The 22,620-nt window shown below is 60.2% G+C and carries 23 protein-coding genes and 1 pseudogene; 13 read left to right on the forward strand and 11 right to left on the reverse strand.

The features are described 5' to 3' along the window. Positions 1-244: 244 nt before the first annotated feature. Positions 245-838, forward strand: coding sequence for a DinB family protein (locus ACIQV9_RS13410; RefSeq protein ID WP_403101909.1), 594 nt, complete (start codon positions 245-247; stop codon positions 836-838). Here the strand turns inward: ACIQV9_RS13410 and ACIQV9_RS13415 are convergent. From ACIQV9_RS13415 to ACIQV9_RS13425, 3 genes are all read right to left on the reverse strand, one after another. After that, positions 759-1,679: a LysR substrate-binding domain-containing protein gene (locus ACIQV9_RS13415; RefSeq protein WP_403101911.1), complete on the reverse strand. Its 921-nt coding sequence runs from the start codon at positions 1,677-1,679 to the stop codon at positions 759-761. The genes ACIQV9_RS13410 and ACIQV9_RS13415 overlap by 80 nt on opposite strands. 337 nt (positions 1,680-2,016) lie before the next feature. Further along, a complete protein-coding gene (locus ACIQV9_RS13420; RefSeq protein WP_403101913.1) occupies positions 2,017-2,376 on the reverse strand; it encodes a DUF6124 family protein in 360 nt (119 codons plus the stop codon). 689 nt (positions 2,377-3,065) lie between these two features. After that, positions 3,066-3,962: a LysR substrate-binding domain-containing protein gene (locus tag ACIQV9_RS13425; RefSeq protein WP_403101915.1), complete on the reverse strand. Its 897-nt coding sequence runs from the start codon at positions 3,960-3,962 to the stop codon at positions 3,066-3,068. Between the two features lie 118 nt (positions 3,963-4,080). Between ACIQV9_RS13425 and ACIQV9_RS13430 the strand changes: the two genes are divergently transcribed. From ACIQV9_RS13430 to ACIQV9_RS13440, 3 genes are read left to right on the forward strand one after another with little or no spacing between them, the layout of a single operon-like run. Then, complete coding sequence (locus ACIQV9_RS13430) at positions 4,081-5,088, forward strand: aldo/keto reductase (RefSeq protein WP_403101918.1); 1,008 nt, start codon at positions 4,081-4,083, stop codon at positions 5,086-5,088. Between the two features lie 11 nt (positions 5,089-5,099). After that, a complete protein-coding gene (locus ACIQV9_RS13435) occupies positions 5,100-5,897 on the forward strand; it encodes an SDR family NAD(P)-dependent oxidoreductase (RefSeq protein ID WP_403101921.1) in 798 nt (265 codons plus the stop codon). Between the two features lie 29 nt (positions 5,898-5,926). Continuing rightward, positions 5,927-6,337, forward strand: a complete 411-nt coding sequence (locus ACIQV9_RS13440; RefSeq protein ID WP_403101923.1) for an SRPBCC family protein — start codon at positions 5,927-5,929, stop codon at positions 6,335-6,337. Between the two features lie 131 nt (positions 6,338-6,468). Here ACIQV9_RS13440 and ACIQV9_RS13445 read toward each other — a convergent pair whose 3' ends face one another. Both ACIQV9_RS13445 and ACIQV9_RS13450 read right to left on the reverse strand, forming a co-directional pair. Beyond that, positions 6,469-7,863 carry a sensor histidine kinase gene (locus tag ACIQV9_RS13445; RefSeq protein ID WP_403101926.1) on the reverse strand — a complete coding sequence of 465 codons (1,395 nt, stop codon included), beginning with the start codon at positions 7,861-7,863 and terminating at the stop codon, positions 6,469-6,471. Further along, the gene (locus tag ACIQV9_RS13450) at positions 7,841-8,524 is read right to left on the reverse strand and encodes a response regulator transcription factor (RefSeq protein WP_109630157.1); all 684 of its coding nucleotides are present in this window, start codon (positions 8,522-8,524) and stop codon (positions 7,841-7,843) included. The genes ACIQV9_RS13445 and ACIQV9_RS13450 overlap by 23 nt, the downstream gene beginning before the upstream one ends. A gap of 376 nt (positions 8,525-8,900) precedes the next feature. On the opposite strand from ACIQV9_RS13450, the gene ACIQV9_RS13455 reads away from it, so the two are divergent. The 4 genes from ACIQV9_RS13455 to hcnC all read left to right on the forward strand — a co-directional run bounded on the left by ACIQV9_RS13455 (position 8,901) and on the right by hcnC (position 13,176). After that, positions 8,901-9,842, forward strand: a complete 942-nt coding sequence (locus ACIQV9_RS13455) for a hypothetical protein (protein ID WP_403101929.1) — start codon at positions 8,901-8,903, stop codon at positions 9,840-9,842. Positions 9,843-10,212: 370 nt separating this feature from the next. After that, positions 10,213-10,527, forward strand: coding sequence for a cyanide-forming glycine dehydrogenase subunit HcnA (gene hcnA, locus ACIQV9_RS13460; RefSeq protein ID WP_403102000.1), 315 nt, complete (start codon positions 10,213-10,215; stop codon positions 10,525-10,527). Continuing rightward, positions 10,524-11,933 (forward strand): cyanide-forming glycine dehydrogenase subunit HcnB, encoded by a 1,410-nt coding sequence (gene hcnB / locus ACIQV9_RS13465; protein WP_403101932.1) that lies wholly within the window; start codon positions 10,524-10,526, stop codon positions 11,931-11,933. The genes hcnA and hcnB overlap by 4 nt, the downstream gene beginning before the upstream one ends. Then, positions 11,926-13,176 carry a cyanide-forming glycine dehydrogenase subunit HcnC gene (hcnC, locus tag ACIQV9_RS13470; protein WP_403101935.1) on the forward strand — a complete coding sequence of 417 codons (1,251 nt, stop codon included), beginning with the start codon at positions 11,926-11,928 and terminating at the stop codon, positions 13,174-13,176. Before hcnB ends, hcnC begins: the two co-directional genes overlap by 8 nt. Before the next feature lie 110 nt (positions 13,177-13,286). Here hcnC and ACIQV9_RS13475 read toward each other — a convergent pair whose 3' ends face one another. Then, complete coding sequence (locus ACIQV9_RS13475) at positions 13,287-15,098, reverse strand: monovalent cation:proton antiporter-2 (CPA2) family protein (protein ID WP_403101938.1); 1,812 nt, start codon at positions 15,096-15,098, stop codon at positions 13,287-13,289. A gap of 345 nt (positions 15,099-15,443) precedes the next feature. Here ACIQV9_RS13475 and ACIQV9_RS13480 point away from each other — a divergent pair, with 345 nt between their 5' ends. Together ACIQV9_RS13480 and ACIQV9_RS13485 are read left to right on the forward strand one after the other, a co-directional pair. Beyond that, complete coding sequence (locus ACIQV9_RS13480) at positions 15,444-15,752, forward strand: RcnB family protein (protein ID WP_403101940.1); 309 nt, start codon at positions 15,444-15,446, stop codon at positions 15,750-15,752. 99 nt (positions 15,753-15,851) lie between these two features. Beyond that, positions 15,852-16,316: a hypothetical protein gene (locus tag ACIQV9_RS13485; RefSeq protein WP_403101943.1), complete on the forward strand. Its 465-nt coding sequence runs from the start codon at positions 15,852-15,854 to the stop codon at positions 16,314-16,316. Between the two features lie 5 nt (positions 16,317-16,321). Here ACIQV9_RS13485 and ACIQV9_RS13490 read toward each other — a convergent pair whose 3' ends face one another. Further along, positions 16,322-17,395, reverse strand: a complete 1,074-nt coding sequence (locus tag ACIQV9_RS13490) for a diguanylate cyclase domain-containing protein (RefSeq protein ID WP_403101946.1) — start codon at positions 17,393-17,395, stop codon at positions 16,322-16,324. Between the two features lie 164 nt (positions 17,396-17,559). Between ACIQV9_RS13490 and ACIQV9_RS13495 the strand changes: the two genes are divergently transcribed. Then, positions 17,560-17,898 (forward strand): FKBP-type peptidyl-prolyl cis-trans isomerase, encoded by a 339-nt coding sequence (locus ACIQV9_RS13495; protein WP_403101949.1) that lies wholly within the window; start codon positions 17,560-17,562, stop codon positions 17,896-17,898. Positions 17,899-17,970: 72 nt separating this feature from the next. Here the strand turns inward: ACIQV9_RS13495 and ACIQV9_RS13500 are convergent, their stop codons facing one another. From ACIQV9_RS13500 to ACIQV9_RS13510, 3 genes and pseudogenes are all read right to left on the reverse strand, one after another. Then, positions 17,971-18,318, reverse strand: coding sequence for a pyocin S6 family toxin immunity protein (locus ACIQV9_RS13500; RefSeq protein ID WP_403101952.1), 348 nt, complete (start codon positions 18,316-18,318; stop codon positions 17,971-17,973). 155 nt (positions 18,319-18,473) lie between these two features. After that, positions 18,474-18,593, reverse strand: a pseudogene (locus ACIQV9_RS13505) (DUF6124 family protein); the annotation flags it as partial. Positions 18,594-18,621: 28 nt separating this feature from the next. Then, entirely contained in the window at positions 18,622-19,653 is a 1,032-nt protein-coding gene (locus ACIQV9_RS13510) for a D-cysteine desulfhydrase family protein (protein WP_403101955.1), read from the reverse strand. A gap of 116 nt (positions 19,654-19,769) precedes the next feature. Between ACIQV9_RS13510 and ACIQV9_RS13515 the strand changes: the two genes are divergently transcribed. Then, positions 19,770-20,651: a LysR substrate-binding domain-containing protein gene (locus ACIQV9_RS13515; protein ID WP_403101957.1), complete on the forward strand. Its 882-nt coding sequence runs from the start codon at positions 19,770-19,772 to the stop codon at positions 20,649-20,651. Here the strand turns inward: ACIQV9_RS13515 and ACIQV9_RS13520 are convergent. Next, entirely contained in the window at positions 20,579-21,766 is a 1,188-nt protein-coding gene (locus ACIQV9_RS13520) for a cytochrome P450 (protein WP_403101960.1), read from the reverse strand. The two genes, ACIQV9_RS13515 and ACIQV9_RS13520, sit on opposite strands and share 73 nt — an antisense overlap. Before the next feature lie 82 nt (positions 21,767-21,848). On the opposite strand from ACIQV9_RS13520, the gene ACIQV9_RS13525 reads away from it, so the two are divergent. Beyond that, positions 21,849-22,604, forward strand: a complete 756-nt coding sequence (locus ACIQV9_RS13525; RefSeq protein ID WP_403101963.1) for an ArsR/SmtB family transcription factor — start codon at positions 21,849-21,851, stop codon at positions 22,602-22,604. Positions 22,605-22,620 lie beyond the last annotated feature (16 nt).

The following is a 22,620-nucleotide window of genomic DNA, read 5'->3' on the forward strand; positions in this document are numbered from 1 at the left end:
GGCGAGGGGATTTATCCCCGTTCGGCTGCGCAGCAGTCGTGAATTCAGACAACGCGGTGTATCAGATAGACCGTGCGTTCAGGTTTTACGACTGCTGCGCAGCCGAACGGGGATAAATCCCCTCGCCACAACACAGCTGCTACACAGACCGTGTAGCGGTGCAGTGCCGGTTATCAGCGTCTGCGCTGCCAACCGCCGAGCGGTCTATGCTTGGCAGTGCGCCCATCGTAATGGGAGAACTCTGATGATCAACGTACGCACTGCCCGCATGCTTGCCGATTACAAGCAATGGGCCGATCAGCGCCTCTTTGACAGCCTGGCCGCGCTGCCGCCGGGGGAGGTCAACAAAGAGCGGGTGTCGGTGTTCAAAAACATGATCGGCACCCTGAACCACATCTATGTCGTGGACTGCATCTGGCAGGCACACCTCGAAGGCCGAGGGCACGGCTTCAAAACCTCACACGATCTGCTGCATCCCGACCTCGCCGATTTGCGCATGGCGCAAAAGGAGATCGATCACTGGTATTGCAACTGGAGCGCCCGACAGACCGAGAGGTCACTGGATAAACCCGTCGAGTTCACGTTTGTCTCGGGCGAGAGCGGCACCATGAGCGCCGGCGCGATGCTGCTGCACGTGGTCAATCACGCCAGCTACCACCGTGGCTGGGTGATCCAGATGTATTTCGATATTCCGGCGATGCCGCCGATGACTGACATGCCGATCTTCCTGCGCGAGACCGATCCGGGTTTCAACGCACTCAGAGCACCGGCAGTTCAGCCGACATGTGTTGGGCAATTCGCGAGCGCAACCAACGTTCTGCCGGATCGTTATCGTTGACCCCGTTCCAGACCATGGACAGCTCGGACAGCACGATGTCAAACGGCGGGTTGTCGGCCCGCAACTGGCTGCTGCCTTCAATCAGCGCACACGCCGCGTAATCCGGCACCGTGGCCAGCATATCGGTGCCGGCCAGCAAGGCGCGCAGCCCGGAGAACTGCGGCACCGCCAGCACCACGCGCCGCGAGCGACCAATGCGGGCCAGATCGTTGTCGATGGCGCCGGTCAGATCCCCGGAAAAAGACACCAACGCATGAGGACGTTCGCAATACTCATCCAGGGTCAGGCGACCGGGACGGTTATCGCCACGCAGAATCTTCACGCTCAGGTCCCGCAGCCTCTTGCGCTTGGCATTGGCCGGCAGTTCCGTGGTGTAACTGATCCCGACGGAAATCTCCCCGGAGGCGAGCATCGGTGACATCAGCAGGTAATTCACCCGCCGCACCACCACCACGACGTTTTGCGCCTCTTCGCGTATTTGCTTGAGCAGCGGCGGAAACAGGCCGAACTCGGCGTCGTCGGACAAGCCGATGCGGAACACATCACGGCTGGTCGACGGGTCGAAATCCTTGGCCCGGCTGACCGCGCCGGAGATGGTGTCCATCGCCGGCTGCAACTCCTTGAGAATCATCAGGGCGCGCTGCGTCGGCTCCAACACCCGACCATTGCGCACCAGCAACGGGTCGTCGAACAGATCGCGCAACTTGGCCAGCGAAGCACTGACCGCGGGCTGACCGAGGAACAGTTTCTCCCCGGCCCGGGTCAGGTTCTTCTCGAACATCAACGTTTCGAAAATCACCAACAGGTTCATGTCCACGCGGCGCAGGTCGTTGCGGTTCATCGCGGTGTTCTCGATGGGGTTTGGGGTCTTTTCAGTAAAGCACCAAACCCTGTGGCGAGGGGGCTTGTCGGACCGCCGCACCGCCCCGCTCGGCTGCGCAGCAGTCGTGAATCCTGTGCACGCGGTGTACCTGAATGATAGTGGTTACAGGTTTTGGGGCGGCTGCGCGACCCAACGGGGGCAAGCCCCCTCGCCACAGGGTTTTGTGAGTTCAGCGAGAAAAGGAGAAAAGGGGACGCATCTATTTATCTATCCGCTGTGCCGCGATGCGGCCCCAAAAAAATGGGACCGCTGCATAACTCAACGCCAGTAATTCACTCACCACAGCAAGCGGTACTTATTTGGGCAGATCAATCTTGTCCAACACCCGATTCGCCGTGATCTCCGCCATCATGATGCTGTTGGAAATACCCAGCAGCGCGTAGCGCGACTCTCCCTCCAGATGATCCACCAACTGATGGACCATCACGTCGACCGAGGCCAGTATTTCGACCAGATAAACCGCCAGGGTTTCGGCCGTGGCCTCGGGGTCTACGGAGAACAGGGTGCTGCGGGTTCGTGGGGTGGCTTTGATGTCGGCGTTTGATGGGAAGTGGAAGTCGAGGGCCCGTTCGGCGGCCTCGTTGAGTTTTTTTGAATCGGGTTCGTAGGGAGAGGCCGGATCGGTGTTTGGTGGGTTGGGTGTGACCTTGAACATAGTTGCAAACTCCAGAAATGGAGCCGAAACCACTACGCGACTAAACGGAGGGTGGCGGCTGTGCGCAGGTTAGTCGACCGGGGGAGTTAGCAAAACCGGCGCGCCCGAGGGCGCCCTGCGCACAACCACCATTTAGCACAGGACTGAAATGCCTGACTGAATAATGCGCTGTGCATACTAACAACCACGGGCGACTAAACCCGATCACTGATGAGCAGTGACGGGAATCAAGTTACCGAGCAGCCCTCAGGCGCACAAGCCGGCGGATTCTGGCGCAGCCGTAGGCAACGGCGCAAGGATTTGTAGCTTTCAGGAAGTATCTTTGAGGGTGTTTAAACAAGCGTGGTTTCGGTGTTAAACAGGCGTGCGCGACAGGATCTATTCATCCACTCAGCTCTGTGGCGAGGGGATTTATCCCCGTTGGTTGCGCAGCAACCCAAAAACCTGCAGCCGCGGTCATTCAGTCAAATCGCATGCACAGGATTTGCGACTGCTGCGCAGCCGAACGGGGATAAATCCCCTCGCCACAGGGGCTTTGTGAACTCCAGACATTGAGGTTTTGCAGGCCAAAAGGTTTTGATCGTTCCTGCGTTCCGCGTGGGAGGGCCTCAAGCGACGCTCCGCGTTCCAGCTCTGGAGAGGGACGCAGAGCGTCCCGGGCTGCATTCCCACGCAGAGCGTGGGAACGATCAATGCGGGCCCGGCTCGGTCAACACCTTCCTGAACGTCTCCACCAACGGCCGCAAATTGATCCGGTGCCACGCCGCCCACAGCGGTCTGGTGAAGCAGATCCACGGCACTTCTCGCAGGACCACGCCCGGCGGTGCGTTGCGGCTCAAGCCTTTCTGAATCATGGCGATGCCCAGTCCCGAGGCCACCAGAGCCAATGCAGTGAAGGGGCCGGTGGCTTCCATGCGGATGTCCGGGGTGAAGCCGGCGCGGATGCAGGCGCTGACGAAGTCTTGGCGGTTGGTGACATTCTGGTGGTGCTGCACGCCGATCCACTCTTGATCGGCGAGGTCGGCCGGGGTCAATGTTGTCTGGTTAGCCAGTGGATGATGCTCAGGTACTGCCAGCAACATCGGGTCGTCCAGCACCTGAAAACCCAGCAGGTCCGGATCGTCTTCGGCCGGCGGTTCGCTGACCAAGGCGATATCCAGACTACGCTGGCGCAGGCCTTCGAGTTGTTCGGCGGAACTCTGGTTGTACAGCGCAACGTGCACGTTCGGCCGGTCGACGCGCAGCACCCGCAACGCATTGGGCAGCACCCCGGCGTGCATAGCGTTTTCGATGTAGCCGATGCACAGGCCGCCTTCTTCGCCGCGACCGAGGCGTTTGCCCAGGGATTCGAGGCGGCTGGCGTGGGTCAGCAGGGCGCGGGTTTCGGCGAGGAAGGTCTGGCCGTCGCGGGTCAGGCGGATGCGCTGCTGGCTGCGCTCGAACAGGGTCAGGCCCAGGCGTTCTTCGAGTTGGGCGATCTGCCGGCTCAAGGGCGACTGGGAAATGTGCAAACGTTCGGCGGCGCGACCGACGTGTTCTTCTTCGGCGACGACGACGAAGTAGCGCAATTGGCGGATGTCGATCATGTCAGACCTGTCAGGACTTAAGTGCTGCACATTATGTCTTGGACGGTCCGATCATCGCAATCTAGGATCTGCCCAACGGTCACTCAGCTGACCTCTGAAACTGACGAGGATTTGAACCATGAGCTTGAAAGACAAACTGCCCGGCACGCTGGGTTTCGGTACCGCCCCGTTGGGCAACATGTTTCGCGCCATTCCTGAAGACGAGGCGCAGGCCACCGTGCACGCGGCCTGGGAGGCGGGCGTGCGTTACTTCGACACCGCGCCGTTTTACGGTTCGGGCCTGTCGGAGATTCGCCTGGGCGCCGCGCTGGCCAAATACAACCGCGATGACTACGTGCTGAGCAGCAAAGTCGGCCGGGTCATCCTCGATGAAGTCGAAGACGCCGCCGCCCGCGACCTTGGCGAGAAGAGCGGGGTGTTCGAGCACGGCCGCCCGAACAAGATCGTCAACGACTACAGCGCCGACGCGACGATGCGCTCGATCGAAGACAGCCTCAAGCGCCTGCAAACCGATCGCCTCGACATCGTCTGGGTGCATGACATCGCCCAGGATTTCTACGGCGATCAGTGGCTGGAATACTTCAACCAGGCCCGCACCGGCGCCTTCAAAGTGCTGACCCGTTTGCGCGAAGAAGGCGTGATCAAGGGGTGGGGCCTGGGCGTGAACAAGGTCGAACCTTGCGAACTGACCCTTGATCTGACCGAAGCGCAGCCGGACGGTTTTCTGCTGGCGGGTCGCTACACTCTTCTCGACCACGACCGTGCCTTGCAACGTCTGATGGACGCGGCCCTGGCGCAGAACGTCGAGATCGTGGTCGGTGGCCCTTACAGCTCGGGCATTCTGGCCGGTGGCACGCACTTCGAATACCAGAAAGCCAGCCCGGCGATCGTCGACAAAGTCGAGCAGATCAAACGCATCGCGGCCGCTCACGGTGTCGACATCAAGGCCGCTGCGTTGCAGTTCTCGTTGGCTAACCCGGCCGTGGCGGCGGTGATTCCGGGCTCCAGCCGTCCGGACCGGATTGCTGAAGACGTTGCCGCACTGTCGGCCGTGATTCCCGCGGCTTTCTGGCAGACGATGCGCGACGCGAAACTGGTGAGCGAACGCGCTCCATTGCCCATCTGAGGAGTTTGAGCATGAAGATCGATCTGACTGGAAAACTCGCCATTGTCAGCGGCAGCACCGCCGGCATTGGCCTGGGCATCAGCAAGGCGCTGGCCGAATCCGGCGCCACGGTGGTGGTGATCGGCCGCGAGACGGCCAAGGTCGAACAGGCGCTGGCGAACATTCGCCAGAGTGTGCCGGGTGCACAACTGCGTGGCCTGACCGCAGACCTCGGCACCGCCGAAGGTGCCGAGCAACTGTTCATCGCCGAACCGCGCGCCGACATCCTGGTGAACAACCTCGGGATCTTCAACGAGGTGGATTTTTTCGACACGCCGGACAGCGAGTGGACGCGTTTCTATGAGGTCAACGTGATCTCCGGCGTGCGCCTGTCCCGGCATTACGTACCGGACATGGTCAAGCAGGGCTGGGGCCGGGTGATCTTCCTGTCCTCGGAATCCGGCATCGCCATCCCGGCTGACATGCTCAATTATGGCGTGACCAAAAGCGCCAACCTCGCGGTGTCCCACGGCCTGGCCAAACGGCTGGCGGGCACTGGCGTGACGGTCAACGCGATCCTGCCCGGCCCGACGCTGACCGATGGCCTGGAGCAGATGCTCAAGGACGCTACCGCTGAATCGGGGCGCAGTGTCCGGGAAGAAGCCGACGCGTTTGTGCGCAAGGCCCGGCCGACGTCGATCATCCAGCGCGTGGCGAATGTCGAGGAAGTCGCCAACCTCGTGGCCTACATCGCCTCGCCGTTGTCCTCGGCCACGACGGGCGCGGCATTGCGGGTCGACGGCGGTGTCGTCGACAGCATGGCGATCTGAATTTTATTGATTGAGAGAGAGAGCATTACATGGCAAAGGCATCAGCGTTTATTGATATTCCGGCTTCGGCCGATGCGGTGTGGCAATTGATTGGCGGCTTCGACACGCTGCCGGACTGGCTGCCGTTTATTCCGAAAAGCGAACTGAGTGAAGGCGGGCGAGTGCGCAGTCTGCAAACGGCGGATGGGGCGGTGGTGGTTGAGCGGTTGGAGACGTTTGATAACGTCGGGAAGACGTACAGCTACTCGATTTTGCAGGCACCGTTTCCGGCGACTGAATACCTGGCGACGATCAAGGTCGAGGCACAGGGGCAGGGGGCTCGGGTGACGTGGTCGGGTCGGTTCTTGCCCGTCGGTGTCAGTGAGGCCGAGGTTGAGGCGTTGTTTGCCGGGATCTATCAGGGCGGGCTTGAGGCCCTGCGGGCGAACTACCCAACCTGACGACACTAAAAACCCTGTGGGAGCGGGCTTGCCCGCGATGACGGCCTGACAGACAAAAACATGTCGCCTGACACTCCGCCATCGCGGGCAAGCCCGCTCCCACAAGTTATGTGTCAGTTTGAGAGATCGGTTCAGGTTTGGGGTATCAAGTCTTGTCCGCAATCGAGCACCAACCGCGCACCACCCAGTTCACTGGTGCCCACCTCCAGCGCAAACCCATGCAGGCTGACAATCGCCGCAACGATCGACAGCCCCAGCCCGAAACCGCTTTTCTGATTCCCACCTTCGGCACGATAAAAGCGCTGGAACACCGCTTCACGTTCGCTTTCCGGGATACCGGGCCCTGAGTCGAGCACTTCGATTCGCGTGCGCCCACCATCGTTGACCCCGCGCAAAATCACCTCGCCACCGGGCGGGGTGAATTTGATCGAGTTGCTCAGCAGGTTCGCCACGGCTTCAAATAACAGCGCCCGATCGCCATTCAACATCGGCAACGACACAGGCAATTGCAGCTTGAACACCAGTTCGCCTTCCTCCGCCAGCGGCAGGTAAAAATCATGCAGCTCCTGCAACAACGGCACCGGGTCCAACTGGACAAAACCGGAACGTCGTTGGCGATCCTCCAGTTCGGAAATCCGCAGCAACCCGCGAAACCGCGCCATCAAGGTGTCCGCTTCACCGAGTACCGAGTCTAGCTGCACCGCCAGTGTCGAGCCGTCATCCGCCTGCTGCTGGATCCGGTACAACTGCGCCCGTAAGCGGGTCAGCGGTGTGCGCAGGTCATGGGCGATGTTGTCGCATACCCCCTTGACCTCGTTCATCAAGCGTTCGATGCGTTCGAGCATGGCGTTGACGATGGCAGCGAGCATGTCCAGCTCATCGCGGCGGTTGGACAGCGGCAAACGCCGAGTCAGGTCACCGGCGACGATGGCTTCGGCGCTGGCCTGGATCGCCCGAATCCGCCGCAGCGGACGCCGCCGTAGCAAATGCCAACCGGCGATGCCGGGCAGGATGGTCAGCGTCACCCCCCAAAGCAACGCGTGCAGAATGATGCGGGTCACGGCAAACAACGAACCGTTGTCGCGTACCAGCACCAGCCAGCGACCGTCCTTGGTCTGGGTCGCGACCGCGTCGCAACTGTCGGTGGGCAGGCTCGGGTCGTCAGACTCGGCGCAGTCGCCGAGCATGTGGATCTTGCCATCCAGCGGCAAGCCTTGGGGCATGTGGCGTAGCGCACCGCTGAGGTAACGGTGTTGCGAATCGAACAGGCCGTAGGCGTCGATGCCGCGAATGTCGAAGGTCATGCTGACGGCGAGCGCGTCGGCCAGTTGTTCGCCCTGAAAGTGCGAAAACAGATGCTGGCGCTGCATCAGCGAGTGCTTGGCCAGGTTGTCCAGGTAGGCGGACACCTCGTAGTACATGACCCCCATCAGAATCCCGCTCCAGATCACGAACAGCGAACTGTAGAGCGCGAGCAAGCGGCTGCTGGATGAGCGCCAGCCGTTAGAGGGGTTCAGCAATGACATAACCCGAGCCTCGCACGGTCCGAATCAGTGGGACTTTGCCAGGCGGGTCGATCTTCTTGCGCAGCCGGCCGATGTGCACATCGATCAGGTTGGTGCCGGGGTCGAAGTGATAACCCCAGACCTCTTCGAAAATCATCATCCGCGAGAGGATTTGCCCGGTGTTGCGCATCAGGAATTCCAGCAACTTGTACTCGGTGGGCAACAGCGTCAGCAGCTGATCGTCGCGGCTGGCCTCGTGGCTGATCAGGTTCAACTCAAGATCGGCGACCCGCAGCGTCGTCGCCTGGGCGGTGACCGTGTTCTGGCGACGCAACAGGACTTCAACCCGGGCAGCCATTTCATCGGTGGCAAACGGCTTGGTCAGGTAATCATCACCGCCGGCCCGCAAGCCGCGCACCCGCTCATCCACGTCGGAGAGGGCGCTGATCATCAGGATTGGGGTGGCCACGCCCATGGTCCGCAGCGTGGTGACAATCGCCAGGCCATCGAGCTCCGGCAGCATGCGGTCGAGGGTGATCAGGTCGTAATTGCCGCTGACCGCACGCTCCAGGCCTTCGCGGCCATTGTCGACCCAATCGACGTCGAGGCCGTGGCTGCTGAGTTCGGCGACGATTTCCCGGGCGGTCACGGCGTCGTCTTCGATGGTCAAGATGCGGGTCATTGGGCTGGCCTGATAGTCAGTTCATGGCAGAGTGTGGGGGCATTTTGCCAATAAATGCTTGCCGACTTTCTAAATAAAACTTCACGTATTGGAAAGACAAGAGATCGCAGCCTCGTTTCACTCGACAGCTGCTACAAGGGATACGCATTTTTATGTAGCAGCTGTCGAGTGAAACAAGGCTGCGAGCTTTTGATCTTCAATGCAGAAAACCCGCTGCTATTGCCCGTTCCTTGCAATTTGCATGAAAACTGGAAGTTCAAATTTTATAAGATATTGAAATTAAAAGATTTATTGAATTGTCGCGACTGGCACGGTGACTGCACTTCCTCCTTCGAAGAGTTGTAACACCATCTTTCCTGCCTGGAGCGATACAACAATGAATAGATCCTCTGATGGTTTCTATCCTGCCGCAGAAGAATCAAGCACGCTATCGGGTGTGTCCTGGGGAGCGATCTTCGCCGGTGCCGCTGCAGCGGCGGCGTTGTCGCTGATTCTGGTGCTGCTGGGTTTTGGTTTGGGTTTCTCGGCCGTTTCTCCGTGGGCCCATGAAGGCATGAGTGCCAAGGGCCTGGGGATTTCAACGATCGTGTGGCTGGCTGCGACGCAAATTGTGGCGTCCGGGCTCGGCGGTTACATCGCCGGTCGTCTGCGGGTGAAGTGGGCCTACATGCACGGTGATGAAGTCTATTTCCGAGACACCGCCCATGGCTTCCTGGCCTGGTGCGTGGCCACGCTGGTGACCGCGACGCTGGTCGTCGGTTCGGTTAGCAGCATCGTCAGCGGTGGTGTGCAAGCCGGGGCGAGTGTGGTCGGTGGCGCTGCCAGTGTTGCGACTCAAGCCGCGGGCACTGCGGCGGGCAATACCGACAGCGACCAGTATGGTTACTTCGTTGACAGCCTGTTCCGCGATGATCGTCCGGCTGCCGTCAGTGATGACGCTGCCCGTAGCACTGTGACGCGCATCTTCGTCCGCTCCCTGAGCAATGATGGTCAGCTGTCTGCCGAAGACCGGACTTACCTGGCGCAAATGGTTGCTCAACGTACCAACCTGACCCAGGCCGATGCCGAGCGCCGTGTCGATGAAGTCTACGCCCGCACCCAAAAAGCCGTGGCCGACGCCAAACTGGCTGCACAACAAGCGGCTGATACCGCCGCCAAAGTCGCTGCCTGGACGTCGCTGTGGATGTTCATTGCGCTGCTGATCGGTGCGTTTTTCGCCAGTCTCGCCGCTACCTTCGGCGGTCGTCGTCGGGATGCCGTGGAGTATGTGGAAACTGACGCTTATGTGACCACCACTTCCGTGCCACCTGTTCGCTAACCCAGGAGAATTACCATGCGCTCATTACTGCTGTTCTTTCTTGGCGTGCCAATCCCGATCATCATCCTGATCGCCCTGTTCATGCATTGATCTTCTGAGGCTCATGCCTCTGCCGCTTCCGCCTCTGGTGGAAGCGGCGTTTTGCTTTCCGGGGTGTTTGTTGGATCTGGATCAATATTTCCTTCGGCGATATCCCCTACCGTAAAACATCCAAGCCCCTTCTGCGGCTTCGACTACATTGCTTTGACGCGCACCCTGTTGCGCTGTCGAAGTACCGGTGCGAGCTTTTTACCGAGTCGTTGGCCCGCAAGGTGTAGTGCAGCAAGGAGCTGTGGAACCTCACCTGAACTCATCACGGATGAACATCGCAATGCCTCGCCTAGACAGAATGTTTGATATTCAGCCGCTGCCGCGCGCGGATATGACTGTGCACATCAATGGCCAGCCGGTCAGCGCCGCACTCGGCGAGACCGTTCTCACGGTCATTCAATCCCTTGGCCTGCGCCAGGTGGCCCGTAACGATCACGATCAAATCAACGGCGCCTATTGTGGCATGGGCGTGTGCCAATGCTGCCTGGTGAAAATCAATGGTCGGCACAAACGTCGTGCCTGCCAGACCGTGGTGCGTGATGGCATGCGGGTCGAAACCCAAGTCAACCGCATCGTTGAGCAGGAGGGGGTATGAGCCTGCTTCCGGTGATTGTCGGCGGTGGGCCGGCAGGAATGGCTGCGGCCATTGAACTGGCCCGGCACGGCGTGCGTTGCACGTTGCTTGAAGAGGCTTCGCGACTGGGCGGCGTGGTCTATCGCGGACCGTTGCGCGATGGCGTGCAACTCGACTATCTGGGGCCGCGCTACTCGGAAGCGCTGGCCAACTTGCATGGCGAGTTTCAGGCGCACGCATCGCTGATCGACGTGCGCCTGAATCACCGCGTGGTCGGCGCCGAAGGCACGCGCGCGTTGGTGGTGCTGGACGCCGATGAGCAGTTGCATCCAGTCGAGTACCCGCAATTGCTGCTCGCCGCCGGTTGCCATGAGCGCAGCGTGCCGTTTCCTGGCTGGACCTTGCCCGGCGTGATCCTGCTGGGCGGTCTGCAGCTACAAATCAAGAGTGGTGTGGTCAAGCCTCAAGGCCCCGTGGTGATTGCCGGCACCGGCCCTTTATTGCCGTTGGTGGCCTGTCAGCTGCACGCGTCCGGCGTGACCGTCGCGGGTGTTTACGAGGCGTGCGCGTTCGGCAAGATCGCTCGGGAAAGCCTGTCACTGCTGAACAAACCGCAGTTGTTCCTCGATGGCTTGAGCATGCTCGCGTTCCTCAAACTGCATGGCATTCCCATGTATTACGGCTGGGGCGTGGTGGCGGCGCAGGGCGAAGGTGAGCTGAATTCCGTGACCGTGACGCCGTATTCCAGCACTTGGGTGCCGGACTTGAACCGTGCCGAGCAGGTTGCTGCGCAAACCCTGGCGGTGGGTTACGGTTTCATCCCGCGCACCCAACTCAGTCAGCAGATGGGCCTGAGCCAGGGCTTCAGCGACGACGGTTATCTGCGGGCCAGTGCCAATATCTGGCAGCAAAGCAGCGAGCCTCACGTGCACCTGGCCGGTGACATGGGCGGCATTCGCGGTGGCGAAGCGGCGATGCTCGCGGGCCGGATCGCGGCCACGTCGATCCTGCTGCAACGGGATGTGCTGGACGCGGAACTGGCCCTGGTACGGCGTAATCGCTATTTGTCGAAACTCAAGGCCATCGTGCGCTTTCGCGCGGCGGTCGACCGCTACACCGAGCGCGGCGCCGGGCAAATCGCGCTGCCGGCCGCCGACACGGTGATCTGCCGCTGCGAACATGCGACTCGGGCCGATATCGACCGGGCGCTGGAGCAGGGTGTGCAAGACCTCGCCAGCCTGAAAATGCGCACGCGGGTGAGCATGGGCGATTGTCAGGGGCGGATGTGCGTCGGCTATTGCACCGACCGCTTGCGCGAAGTCACGGGTCGGCAGGATGTGGGCTGGTTGCGGCCGCGCTTTCCGATCGATCCGATTCCCTTTTCTGCATTCACCTCCGTCGGCATGGAGGCCGCCAATCATGAGTAAGTTTTATGACGTGGTCATCGCCGGTGGCGGTGTGATCGGGGCGTCCTGCGCCTATCAGTTGTCCAAGCGCAAAAACCTCAAGGTCGCGATGATCGACTGCAAGCGCCCGGGCAACGCCACCCGTGCTTCAGCCGGTGGCCTGTGGGCGATCGGCGAGTCGGTAGGGCTGGGCTGCGGGGTGATTTTCTTTCGCATGATGTCGGCCAACCGCAAGCGCGAAGCCCAGGGGTCGGCGGTGGTGGTGGACGCCAGCACGCCGCACATCCTGCCGCAGTCGTTCTTTGATTTTGCCTTGCAGTCCAACGCGATGTACCCGGCGCTGCACCAGGAGTTGAAAGACCACCACGGGATGGATTTCAAGTTCGAGAGGACCGGCCTGAAATTCGTGATCTATGACGAGGAAGACCGGCTCTACGCCGAGCACATCGTCGCCTGCATTCCGCACCTGGCGGATCAGGTGCGCTGGCTCGATCAGGCGGCGCTGCGCGAGGCCGAGCCGAGTGTCAGCCATGAGGCGAGCGGGGCGTTGGAGTTTCTCTGCGACCATCAAGTCAGTCCGTTCCGACTGGCCGATGCCTACACCGAAGGCGCACGGCAGAACGGCGTGGACCTGTATTTCAACACCAACGTCACCGGAGTCTTGCACCATGGTTCCCGTGTCAGTGGTGTGCAGACGGCCGAGGCTGGAGTGTTTCACTGCAACACGTTGATCAACGCAGCGGGTGCCTGGGCGGCGGATTTGAGTGAACAGGCCACCGGTATCCGGATTCCGGTGAAACCGGTGAAGGGGCAGATTCTGCTGACCGAGCGCCTGCCGAAAATCCTCAACGGTTGCCTGACCACCAGCGATTGTTATGTGGCGCAGAAGGACAATGGCGAGGTCCTGATCGGTAGCACCACGGAGGATAAAGGCTTCGACGTGACCACCACGTACCCGGAAATTGCCGGGCTGGTGCAGGGGGCGGTGCGGTGTATTCCCGAGCTGGCGGACGTCAACCTCAAACGGACCTGGGCCGGGCTGCGACCGGGGTCGCCGGATGAATTGCCGATTCTTGGGCCGATGAGCGGGGTGGAAGGCTATCTCAATGCCTGTGGGCATTTCCGCACGGGGATTTTGACGTCGGCAATTACCGGGGTGTTGCTGGATAAGCTGGTTAACAACGAACCGCTGCCGCTGGATATCACGCCGTTTTTGGCGGATCGGTTTGCGGTGGATACAGTTGAGCTGAAGAAGCTGGCCTGACATAAGACCGCGTTATCGTTCTTCGCGGGCAAGCCTCGCTCCTACAGGTCCGGTGCCCCCTGTATGAGCGAGGCTTGCCCGCGAAGGCGGCATCACCATCTCCCAATGACTCAAACCTTACCCGATTCCCGCTCCTCCATCTGATCCGCCTCAAACAACCGCGCCAGCTCCGCCCGGGCTTCCTGAGCAGTTTGCAGCACCTTCGCCGCATCGTCATAAATCGCGTGCTGCGCCTCCAGCACCTGTTCATCGTGATGCTTGAAGCGCTTGATTCGCGCATCGGCCTGCGCCTGGGTCAGACCTAGTCCGACCAGGGTGCGGCGGCTCATTTCCAGGCTCGAATAATAGGTCTCCCGAATCGCCTCGGCGCCAAGGTCCACCAACCGGTGCACATGCTGACGGTTACGCGCCCGGGCGATGATCTTGATGTGCGGATAGAGCTTGTGCACCACCTCGGCGGTCTTGATGTTGGTGTCCGGGTCATCGGTGGCGATGACAAAGTATTCCGCCTGCTCAACCTTGGCCGCGCTGAGGATTTCCGGGCGCATCGGGTCGCCATAGAACACCGGCACGCCGCCGAAGCTGCGGGATAGTTCGATGGTTTCCACGGACGTGTCCAGCGCCACGAACTTGATGTTCTGTGCCCGCAGAATCCGCGCCACGATTTGCCCCATCCGGCCCATGCCGGCGATCACCACGCGCGGGGTGTCGGTGTCGATTTCGCGGAATTTCTCCGGTACCACCACCGGCTGCACCTTCGGCGAATACAGGCGTGCGCACAGCAGCAACAGCAGCGGCGTGACAGCCATGGACAGGGTGATCGTCAGCACCAGCAAATCGTACAGGCGCGCCTCGAACAACCCTTGGTCGCGACCAATCTTGAACACCACAAACGCGAACTCACCACCGGCCGCGAGCACGATGCCCAGGCGAATTGCGCTGACTTTGCCCAATCCTCCAGCCAGTCGCCCCACCACAAACAGCAGCGGCAGTTTGATTGCGATCAGCAGCAGGGTCAGGCCCAGCACCGTGATTGGCGCGCTGAGCAGCAGGCTCAGGTTGGCGCCCATACCGACGCTGATGAAAAACAGCCCCAGCAACAGGCCCTTGAACGGTTCGATCTGCGCTTCCAGTTCGTGACGGTATTCAGAGTCAGCCAGCAGCAACCCGGCGAGGAACGCCCCGAGCGCCATCGACACGCCCACCAGGTCCATCAGCCACGCCGTGCCGATCACCACCAGCAACGCGGTGGCGGTGGACACCTCGGGCAAACCGGTCTTGGCCACCACGCGAAACACCGGGCGCAGCAGATACCGTCCGCCGATCACCACCACCGCGATGCTGCCCAACACCCGCAGGCCGTGATTCAAGTCCTCGGCCGCCGTGGTGGTGTGATCGCCGCCCGCCAGCAGCGGCACCATGGCAATCAACGGGATCGCGGCGATGTCCTGGAACAGCAGGATCGCGAACGCCAGGCGCCCGTGAGGGCTGGTCAGTTCCTTGCGCTCGGCCAGGCTTTGCAGGCCAAACGCGGTGGACGACAGCGCCAGGCCGAGGCCGAGCACGATGGCGCTGTTCAACGGCTGGCCGAAGACGTACAGCGCCAGCACGCCGATCACCGAACCGGTCAGCAACACCTGCGCCAGGCCCACGCCAAACACCGACTTGCGCATCACCCACAAGCGACGCGGCGACAATTCCAGGCCGATGATGAACAGCAGCAACACCACGCCGAGCTCGGAGATGTGGCTGACGCTTTGTGGATTGCCGATCAAACCCAGTACAGATGGACCGATGATTACCCCGGCAAACAGATAACCCAGCACGGCTCCCAATTGCAGACGTTTGGCCAAGGGCACGGTGAGCACTGCCGCGAACAGAAAAACGACAGCGGCTTGCAACAGGTTGCCTTCATGGGGCATGGCTTACTCCAGAGCTCGGTACGGCGGAGTGCCAAGGATAAAGGGTGAGGCTTCAGGCGTCAGCCATGAACATGAATTGATGTGGACTGACAGGCCGTTTTCGCGAGCAAGCCCGCTCCCACATTTTGACCGTGCTCGTCTGGACAACTCGGTCGAATCTGGGAGCGGGCTTGCTCGCGAAGGCGTCCGAATGGACAACCAGTGACTCAGATAAAACGCCTCAATATGCGCCATCCCCCGAGCGACATACGCTCACTCCATTGCAGAATCATCGCAACAGTAAGGAATGATTCAACACAGGCGCAGTCGGAGTTCAGGTACCACGAATTTACTGGAGGTTCATCAATGAACAACAAGACCCTTATCGCCAGCCTTGCCCTCGTCGCAGGCCTCACCGGTATCAGCCCCATCGTTCAGGCCGATGACCCACCACAAAAAACCGTCCAGCCCGGGCTCAACAACACCCGCGAACTGGTGGTCGGCGACCGCGCGCCGGACGTTTACCAACGCAGCGACAAAGCACTGCGCAACTGGAAGGCCAAAGGCCTGAAAGCGCCGAAAGAACAGGCGCAGTGGGTGCAGATCAATGACAAGTACATGATGGTGATGGTCACCAACGGGACGATTGTGGACATCACGCCGGTGGAGCGTTAGGCCACCAGCAACAATTGGCTATGGAAGGCTGATTGAAATCGTCCGCTGCTCCGGTAAAGATCGGCGGCGATTTTGTTGACTGGATGTCAGGAGTAGCCGTTGGAAAAGAAACCCCTCTACCGAAAGATCAACACTCGCACCTGGGGTGTTCGACACAACGATTACACGGGTGAGTACCGCCATCAACGCCATACAAAAGCGGTGATCAACTGCGATGCACCCCGCGAGTCGATGCATGGAACCCGTCGGTATGGGTTCGATTACACTCCGCTGTACAAGTTTTTACTTTCCAGAGTCGGTCGGCGTTGGGACGAGGTTTTCAGTGAGGCGGTTGCCAGGCTTGATAGCCCTGAGCCGGTTTTCTGGATGGTTGCGTTGCGTGAAAGTGAACAGAAGGATTACGTCAGGACAGATGAGTCCAGTTACTTCAGCGGCTTGTTCGTTGATGATCAAGGCTTGCTCGCAATAGTCGCGCCTGAGTTGACTGCCGAGAACATGGCCACGTTCTGCCACTGCTGCACCCATAGTTTCAACGGTATACCTTACGGGCAACGCAAGGACTGAACGGGTCATTCGACCCTGCTAGGACTCATCGTTTGTTGGCCCAACCGATACTGATTATTCCCGCTGCGCTTAGCCTCATACATCGCCAGGTCCGCAATATGAATCAACCGGTCCATGCTCGGCGCGTGGTCCGGGAACACCGCCACGCCCAGGCTGGTGCCGATGTGACGCTGGTCGTTGCCGATGGTGATCGGCGGTGACAGTTCGACGAAGATTTTCTGGCAGATGCGGCGTGCCTCGTCTTGCAGGCTGACGCCTTGGGGCAGCCCCTGAAGAATGACCACGAATTCGTCGCCGCCGATCCGGGCGACGGTGTCGGTTGAGCGCAGGATTGTCTTCAACCGTGTAGCGGTGGTGATCAGCACCCGGTCACCGGCCGCATGACCGTAATGGTCGTTGATTGCCTTGAACCCATTCAGATCGACAAACACCAACGCCACCCGCGTGGCGCTGACGCATGCCTGTTCAAGCGCTTCGCAAAGGCGCTCTTCCAGCACCAGGCGATTGGGCAGGCCGGTCAGCGGGTCGTAATGCGCCAGGTGTTGCAAATAGCTGGCTGAGGCTTTTTCCTCGGTGATGTCGCGCACCACGCCCATCATCTTGATGGTGGCGTCCTGGTCGTTTTTGACCACGTTGCCGGTTTCCCGCAGCCAGCGAATGCTGCCGTCGGGCCAGACCACGCGGTATTCCTCATCATGGTTTTCGCCGGTGTCCAGGCAACGCAGTTCCCCGGCCCGGACTTTGGCCCGGTCGTCCGGGTGAACGCAGGCACAGAACAGGGCGTAGGAGGGCGTCACCTCGCCGATCTTGAAGCCGAACATTCCATAGATCGCGTCCGACCAGTAGAGCTTGTCGGTGTCGACATCCCAGTCCCAGGTGCCAATGCGGGCAAAGTATTGGCTGCGCTTGAAACGCTCGGCGTCGCCGTCCTGGCGGATGTGCAGGCCTTCGGACAGGCTGGCGATCAAGGCGCGATGCACGGCCAATTGCTTTTGCAGCGAACGCTCGCGGCAAATCAGCGCAATGATCAGGGCAAGCATCACTGAGCCGATGGCTGCGCTGGTCCAGACGTCATTCATTCAGAAATTGCCATCGTGTCGTATTGATCCGTGTGCCTTGGTGTTGCTTATCTTAGTTGAGGTTAATGCCAGGAACCGTTCGTATGGGTTGCCAATGGTGCACAATTCTGGGAAAACGGCGCCCATTACACCCTGTTGGGTGAGTGAACAATAGAGTGAACGTGATGAATGATGAATTGCAGATAATCGATCTGGAAGTGGGCGACGGCAAAGCCGCCGTGAAAGGCGCGCTGATCACCACCCAATATCGCGGCTGGCTGGAAGACGGCACCGAATTCGATTCTTCCTACAGCCGTGGCAAACCTTTCCAGTGCGTAATCGGCACGGGGAGGGTGATCAAGGGTTGGGATCAGGGAATTATGGGGATGCAGGTCGGCGGCAAGCGCAAATTGCTGGTGCCGGCGCACTTGGCCTACGGCGAGCGCACGATGGGCAAGATCACGCCGAATTCGAACCTGATTTTTGAAATTGAGTTGCTGGAAGTGCTGACGCGGGATGATTGATTGGCGCGTGGGCTGAAATGGCAAGTGCAGCGAGGGGGCAAGCCCCTCGCCGCAATCAAACGGTTTTAGCCACTACTCTCGCACCCCTATGAAGAGGTCCAGGTCAGTCGGTAGCTGCACATCGAGTGCCATGGCGATTTGTCGGATTTGTTCAGCGGTCAGCAAGCAGTCCCCGTACGCGCTTTCTTCAAGATTTTTCCAGCCGAGTACACGCATCATTGCGTCTTCAAACTCAGGTAGAACGGTCAATTCGTACTTTAAGACGTCACCCTCGTTATCACCCTTTGAAAATCCACTGATCCAGAAAACATAATGGGCCTCCTGATTTTTGCCCGGATAGTCCTGCGAGGTGTTGCGGGCGGGGTGCCCGTCGCCTGACGGTGGGTTTTGAATCGGAGGTATGTTTGTGTTGCTAGCCATGAGCGTCCTTGTTTCAACTTTTGTAAGCGATGCGGACGCTATCTCAACGGGCATTAAATGGATGTAGGCATTTTCTGAATATTGAGTGGTTGTTGCAAAAGGTACTGCTCGCTACGGCTCTTGTAGTGAGGGATCCGCCTCACCACAGATCCCCGCTAGCCTTTCGGATTAATGTTATCCAGCGCCCGGTTTACCGCCAGTTCGCCCAGCATGACGACCTGCGCAATCCCCAGCGCCTTGCTGCGATGCAGGCCTTTCAGCGGGTCGGCGAAGTCGCTGTGGTGATCAAGCGGCTGCATACCTTCAGACCTGAAATGTCTCCCGATAGGCATACAACCCCGGCGTTCCGCCCGTCATCACAAACAGCACATTGTCGCCGCGCTGAAAGCGTCCTTGCCTGAGATCACCCAGCAGCCCGGCAAACGCTTTCCCGGAATACACCGGATCAATCAACAAACCTTCGGCGCGAGCCATCAGGTGCACCGCGTCCAGCATGGCAGGCGTCGGCAGGCCGTAACCGTCGCCCAGCTGACTGCCATCAATCACAATCTCCGACGCCTGAACCACGGCACTGCTACCCAGTAATGTCAGTGCGTCCTGAGTCAACTTCACGGTCCTGTCCGCTGACGTGTCCCGATCAGACAAGACTGAATACGACTTGACGATCGACGTCCCCCGACCCAGCAACTGGAACCCTGCCGCGAGCCCGGCATGGGTGCCAGCGCTGCCATTGGGCACGACCACCTGATTAAAAATGAGGCCAAGTTCCGTTTCCTGCTGCGCGATCTCCGCTGCGCAACGCGCATAACCGAGACTGCCGAGCGGCGTTGAGCCCCCCGTCGGTATCACCAAAACCGTGCGTCCGGCTTCTCGAAGTTGCGCGGCGCGGTTCTCGGCCTCGGCGAGTGAGTCGCTGCCACCGGCAAGCACCCGTATTTCAGCGCCGAACAACTGGTCGAGCAAAACGTTGCCGTTCAGCTCGTAGTCCACTTCGGATTTTGGCACCGACCGAGTCAGAATCAGTTCGCAGGCCATGCCCAGGCGGGCGCACACGGCGGCGGTCAGGCGCGCATGGTTGGACTGCAGGCCGCCGATGGTGATAACCGTGTCGACCCCGGCCGCGAGCGCCGCGCCGAGATGGAATTCAAGTTTGCGCAGTTTGTTGCCGCCACCGCCGATCAACATGTGATCATCGCGCTTGAGAAACAGGCCGATGCCTTGGGCCTTCAAACCCAGCAGCTGTTCCAGGCGTTCGGCGCGCTGAATCGGCGTCGGACCTTGCATCAGGTCTGCCCGCGCAAAAGAACTCAGTGACGTGTCCAGTAGGGTTTGCATCAATGGCGCCTCGTTATGCACTTTATTAAAGTGACTCTAGGGACAAAGTCCCGGGTGATAAACGCATCGCCGGTTATTACTCCTTTAACCTGATGTATTGAATGCAAGGCAGGGTCATGAGCAAACTCAGGCAAATGGAAGTATTCGTCGCGGTCGTCGAGGCGGGCAGCTTCGCCGATGGGGCCCATGCAGTCGGCATGTCGGCGGTCATGGTCGGGCGGCATATCCAGGGCCTGGAGAAAACCCTCAATACCCAGCTGATTCAGCGCACCACCCGCCGGCAATCCATCACGGGCGAGGGGCGCTTGTTTTACCAAGAAGCCAAACTGGCACTGGAACAAGTGAAGTACGCGTTCAGTCGGGTGGAAGCCTCTAACCCGGAGCCCAGTGGCCTGCTGCGCATCACCGCGCCGATGAGTCTCGGTGTTTCCCTGGTCGGGCCGCTGGTGGCCGAATTCATGCAGCGTTTTCCGCAGATCCAGGTCGAGCTGATCCTGAGCAATGAAGTGGTGGACTTGTACGAAACGTCGTTCGATCTGGCGTTCAGGATTTCCGAACTGATCGGCGTCAATCTGCTGGCCACGCCATTGCCACCGTATCGAATGGTGATCTGCGCCTCGCCCCGGTATCTGAAAAAATGGCCGCAGCCGCAGTCCCCCGAGGACCTGCACCGGCACCGAATTCTCACCCACACGTCCTGGAACAACCGGTTTGCCTGGCCGCTGAGGAACGGCACTAGCGAAGTGCCTTGGCCTGAAGACGCGGTGTTGAAGAGTAATGACGGTCAGGTGTTGTTGCAGGCGGCCGTGGCAGGTGAGGGGATTTTGATGCAGCCTGATTTTCTGGTGGCGGCGGCGTTGGCGAGCGGTGAGTTGGTGCGGATCATGGACGCCTATGTTCCGCCGCCCAAGCCGGTGCAAATGGTCTATCCGCGCTCGAGGAAATCACTGCCCAAGCTGAAGGTGTTTGTCGAGTTTGTCGCGGATCGATTGGGGTGACAGGGCGGCGAATTGCGAAAGACCGGAATACGCCCGTTCAGCGAAGGCCGGTACTCCCAGGTCAATCGATCCAGCGCAGGTTGATGCGCCAGAATCTCCTTCAACGTAGCGCTGGCAATGCTTAACGCCAACTGCCGCCCCGGACATTGATGCCGCCCGGCGCCAAAGGTAAAGCTGCGCCGTTGCGGGCGATCCAGAAGGAACGCGTCGGGATCATCATTGAGCTGCGGATCCCGGTTCGCCGAGGCCAGCAACACCAAAATCACATCGCCCGAACTGAGGCTCACACCCTCGATCTCACACGGTGCCGTAACAAACCGTCGGGTGTTCTGCACCGAGGGGTCAAAGCGCTGAACTTCGGCGATCAAGTCGTCAACGCGCGTCGCGTCGCGTAACAACGATGGGTTTCGAATCAGTGCCAACATTGCATTACCAATCAGCCCGGCAGTGGCTTCATAAGTCTGAGAAAACAGCCCCATCAGATTGGCAATCAGCGTTTCAGGATCACCCGCGAAGCGCGCCCGAATCCCGGCGAGCAGTGAGCTTTTATTGCCCGGATCGTCCAGCAACTCAATGAAATACCCCCTTAACTGCTCTGCTGCAGTGTGGGCAGTCTCCAATTGCAGCGGATCGCTGAGCGGCGACAGACACGCGACGAAATCCGCCGTCACTTCGCTGATCGCCCGGCCCTGAGCCGGTGAAAAACCCAGCAACGCCGCCAACACGCAAACCGGCCCGCGGAACAGGGCGTTGTACAACCCATCGGCGTCCGGCGTGATCAACCGCGCGGCCACCAGCGCATTGACCTCGTGCGCATCAATCAGCGCCAATCCCGGCTCAATCGCCGACCTCGGGCAACGCTGACGCTCACCCTCATTCATCCGCATCAACTGCCCAAACACCTTGCCGGCCAACCCGCCGACAATGGCCTTGGGCACCGGCTCAGCGGCCGGTCGGACATGACAATCCCCATGCGCCAGCACGGCCGCAACGGCCGGGGCGCTGCTCGCCACCCATAGTTTCAGTCCTTGGTGAAACACCAGCCCACCCTCAGCGCGCAGCCGGGCGTAGTAGGGATAGGGATCGGCATGAGTCGCAGCGATGATCGGGTCCATGGGGCGCAGCCTTGTTCGTGGTGGGGAAAGTGTTGCTACTATCTCCCGTTCGACAGGGCCTCGATTCGTCCGGGAGCGAAATATGAACGTAGAACAACACGACATCGGCGTCTCCCAAGTGGCCGCAGCCATCGCGGAACCGGCCCGGACGAAGATCCTGTGTTCGCTGATGGATGGCCACGCCCGCACCAGCACCGAGCTGGCGGCGATTGCCGAAGTCAGCGCCTCCACCGCCAGCGCGCACCTGGCCAAGCTCAAGGAACTGGCGCTGCTGCGTTTGCACGTGCAGGGCCGCCATCGTTATTACAGCCTCGCCGACAAGCGCGTGGCCCAGGCGTTGGAAGCGCTGATGGTGATCGGCCAGAACACTGCGCCGACGTTCAACTCGCGTACACCGGATCGCCTGCAATTCGCCCGCACTTGCTACGACCACATGGCCGGGACGCTGGCGGTGTTGTTGCATGACCGGATGCTGGAAAAAGGCTGGTTGCTGGAAACTGACGAACAGGTTTATCGCCTGAGTGAAAGTGGTGAGGCGCTGATGCAAGGGCTGGGCATCGAGGTCAACGACTTGAACACCTTGCGCCGCCGCTTTGCTTGTCCATGCCTGGACTGGAGCATGCGTCGGCCGCATCTGGGTGGTTCGCTGGGGGCGGCATTGCTGCAAGCGGCGATCAAGCGCAAATGGGTAACGCAGGATCTGGACAGCCGGGCATTGGCATTGACGGCGCTGGGGCGCAAGGAGCTTGGCGCACGCTTCGACCTGACGCTGACGCAGCCAACCGTGCAACCCGTCCGCGAGCAACGCCAATCGCTACTGACTCAGGATGTGATCTGACCCGACCAAGGGTTTG

Source organism: Pseudomonas sp. NPDC099000, assembly GCF_044759925.1.
Lineage (GTDB): Bacteria > Pseudomonadota > Gammaproteobacteria > Pseudomonadales > Pseudomonadaceae > Aquipseudomonas.

What these genes read in the sequence shown, in the direction of transcription:
- ACIQV9_RS13515 (WP_403101957.1), top strand. Translation starts at nt 19,770, where the DNA reads ATGAGCAAACTCAGGCAAATGGAAGTATTCGTCGCGGTCGTCGAGGCG.
- ACIQV9_RS13440 (WP_403101923.1), top strand. Translation starts at nt 5,927, where the DNA reads ATGGCAAAGGCATCAGCGTTTATTGATATTCCGGCTTCGGCCGATGCG.
- ACIQV9_RS13420 (WP_403101913.1), bottom strand. Translation starts at nt 2,376, where the DNA reads ATGTTCAAGGTCACACCCAACCCACCAAACACCGATCCGGCCTCTCCC.
- hcnA (WP_403102000.1), top strand. Translation starts at nt 10,213, where the DNA reads ATGCCTCGCCTAGACAGAATGTTTGATATTCAGCCGCTGCCGCGCGCG.
- ACIQV9_RS13435 (WP_403101921.1), top strand. Translation starts at nt 5,100, where the DNA reads ATGAAGATCGATCTGACTGGAAAACTCGCCATTGTCAGCGGCAGCACC.
- ACIQV9_RS13415 (WP_403101911.1), bottom strand. Translation starts at nt 1,679, where the DNA reads ATGAACCGCAACGACCTGCGCCGCGTGGACATGAACCTGTTGGTGATT.
- ACIQV9_RS13490 (WP_403101946.1), bottom strand. Translation starts at nt 17,395, where the DNA reads ATGAATGACGTCTGGACCAGCGCAGCCATCGGCTCAGTGATGCTTGCC.
- ACIQV9_RS13425 (WP_403101915.1), bottom strand. Translation starts at nt 3,962, where the DNA reads ATGATCGACATCCGCCAATTGCGCTACTTCGTCGTCGTCGCCGAAGAA.
- ACIQV9_RS13475 (WP_403101938.1), bottom strand. Translation starts at nt 15,098, where the DNA reads ATGCCCCATGAAGGCAACCTGTTGCAAGCCGCTGTCGTTTTTCTGTTC.
- hcnB (WP_403101932.1), top strand. Translation starts at nt 10,524, where the DNA reads ATGAGCCTGCTTCCGGTGATTGTCGGCGGTGGGCCGGCAGGAATGGCT.
- ACIQV9_RS13495 (WP_403101949.1), top strand. Translation starts at nt 17,560, where the DNA reads ATGAATGATGAATTGCAGATAATCGATCTGGAAGTGGGCGACGGCAAA.
- ACIQV9_RS13450 (WP_109630157.1), bottom strand. Translation starts at nt 8,524, where the DNA reads ATGACCCGCATCTTGACCATCGAAGACGACGCCGTGACCGCCCGGGAA.
- ACIQV9_RS13525 (WP_403101963.1), top strand. Translation starts at nt 21,849, where the DNA reads ATGAACGTAGAACAACACGACATCGGCGTCTCCCAAGTGGCCGCAGCC.
- ACIQV9_RS13430 (WP_403101918.1), top strand. Translation starts at nt 4,081, where the DNA reads ATGAGCTTGAAAGACAAACTGCCCGGCACGCTGGGTTTCGGTACCGCC.
- ACIQV9_RS13410 (WP_403101909.1), top strand. Translation starts at nt 245, where the DNA reads ATGATCAACGTACGCACTGCCCGCATGCTTGCCGATTACAAGCAATGG.
- ACIQV9_RS13445 (WP_403101926.1), bottom strand. Translation starts at nt 7,863, where the DNA reads ATGTCATTGCTGAACCCCTCTAACGGCTGGCGCTCATCCAGCAGCCGC.
- ACIQV9_RS13510 (WP_403101955.1), bottom strand. Translation starts at nt 19,653, where the DNA reads ATGCAAACCCTACTGGACACGTCACTGAGTTCTTTTGCGCGGGCAGAC.
- ACIQV9_RS13520 (WP_403101960.1), bottom strand. Translation starts at nt 21,766, where the DNA reads ATGGACCCGATCATCGCTGCGACTCATGCCGATCCCTATCCCTACTAC.
- ACIQV9_RS13480 (WP_403101940.1), top strand. Translation starts at nt 15,444, where the DNA reads ATGAACAACAAGACCCTTATCGCCAGCCTTGCCCTCGTCGCAGGCCTC.
- ACIQV9_RS13455 (WP_403101929.1), top strand. Translation starts at nt 8,901, where the DNA reads ATGAATAGATCCTCTGATGGTTTCTATCCTGCCGCAGAAGAATCAAGC.
- ACIQV9_RS13500 (WP_403101952.1), bottom strand. Translation starts at nt 18,318, where the DNA reads ATGGCTAGCAACACAAACATACCTCCGATTCAAAACCCACCGTCAGGC.
- hcnC (WP_403101935.1), top strand. Translation starts at nt 11,926, where the DNA reads ATGAGTAAGTTTTATGACGTGGTCATCGCCGGTGGCGGTGTGATCGGG.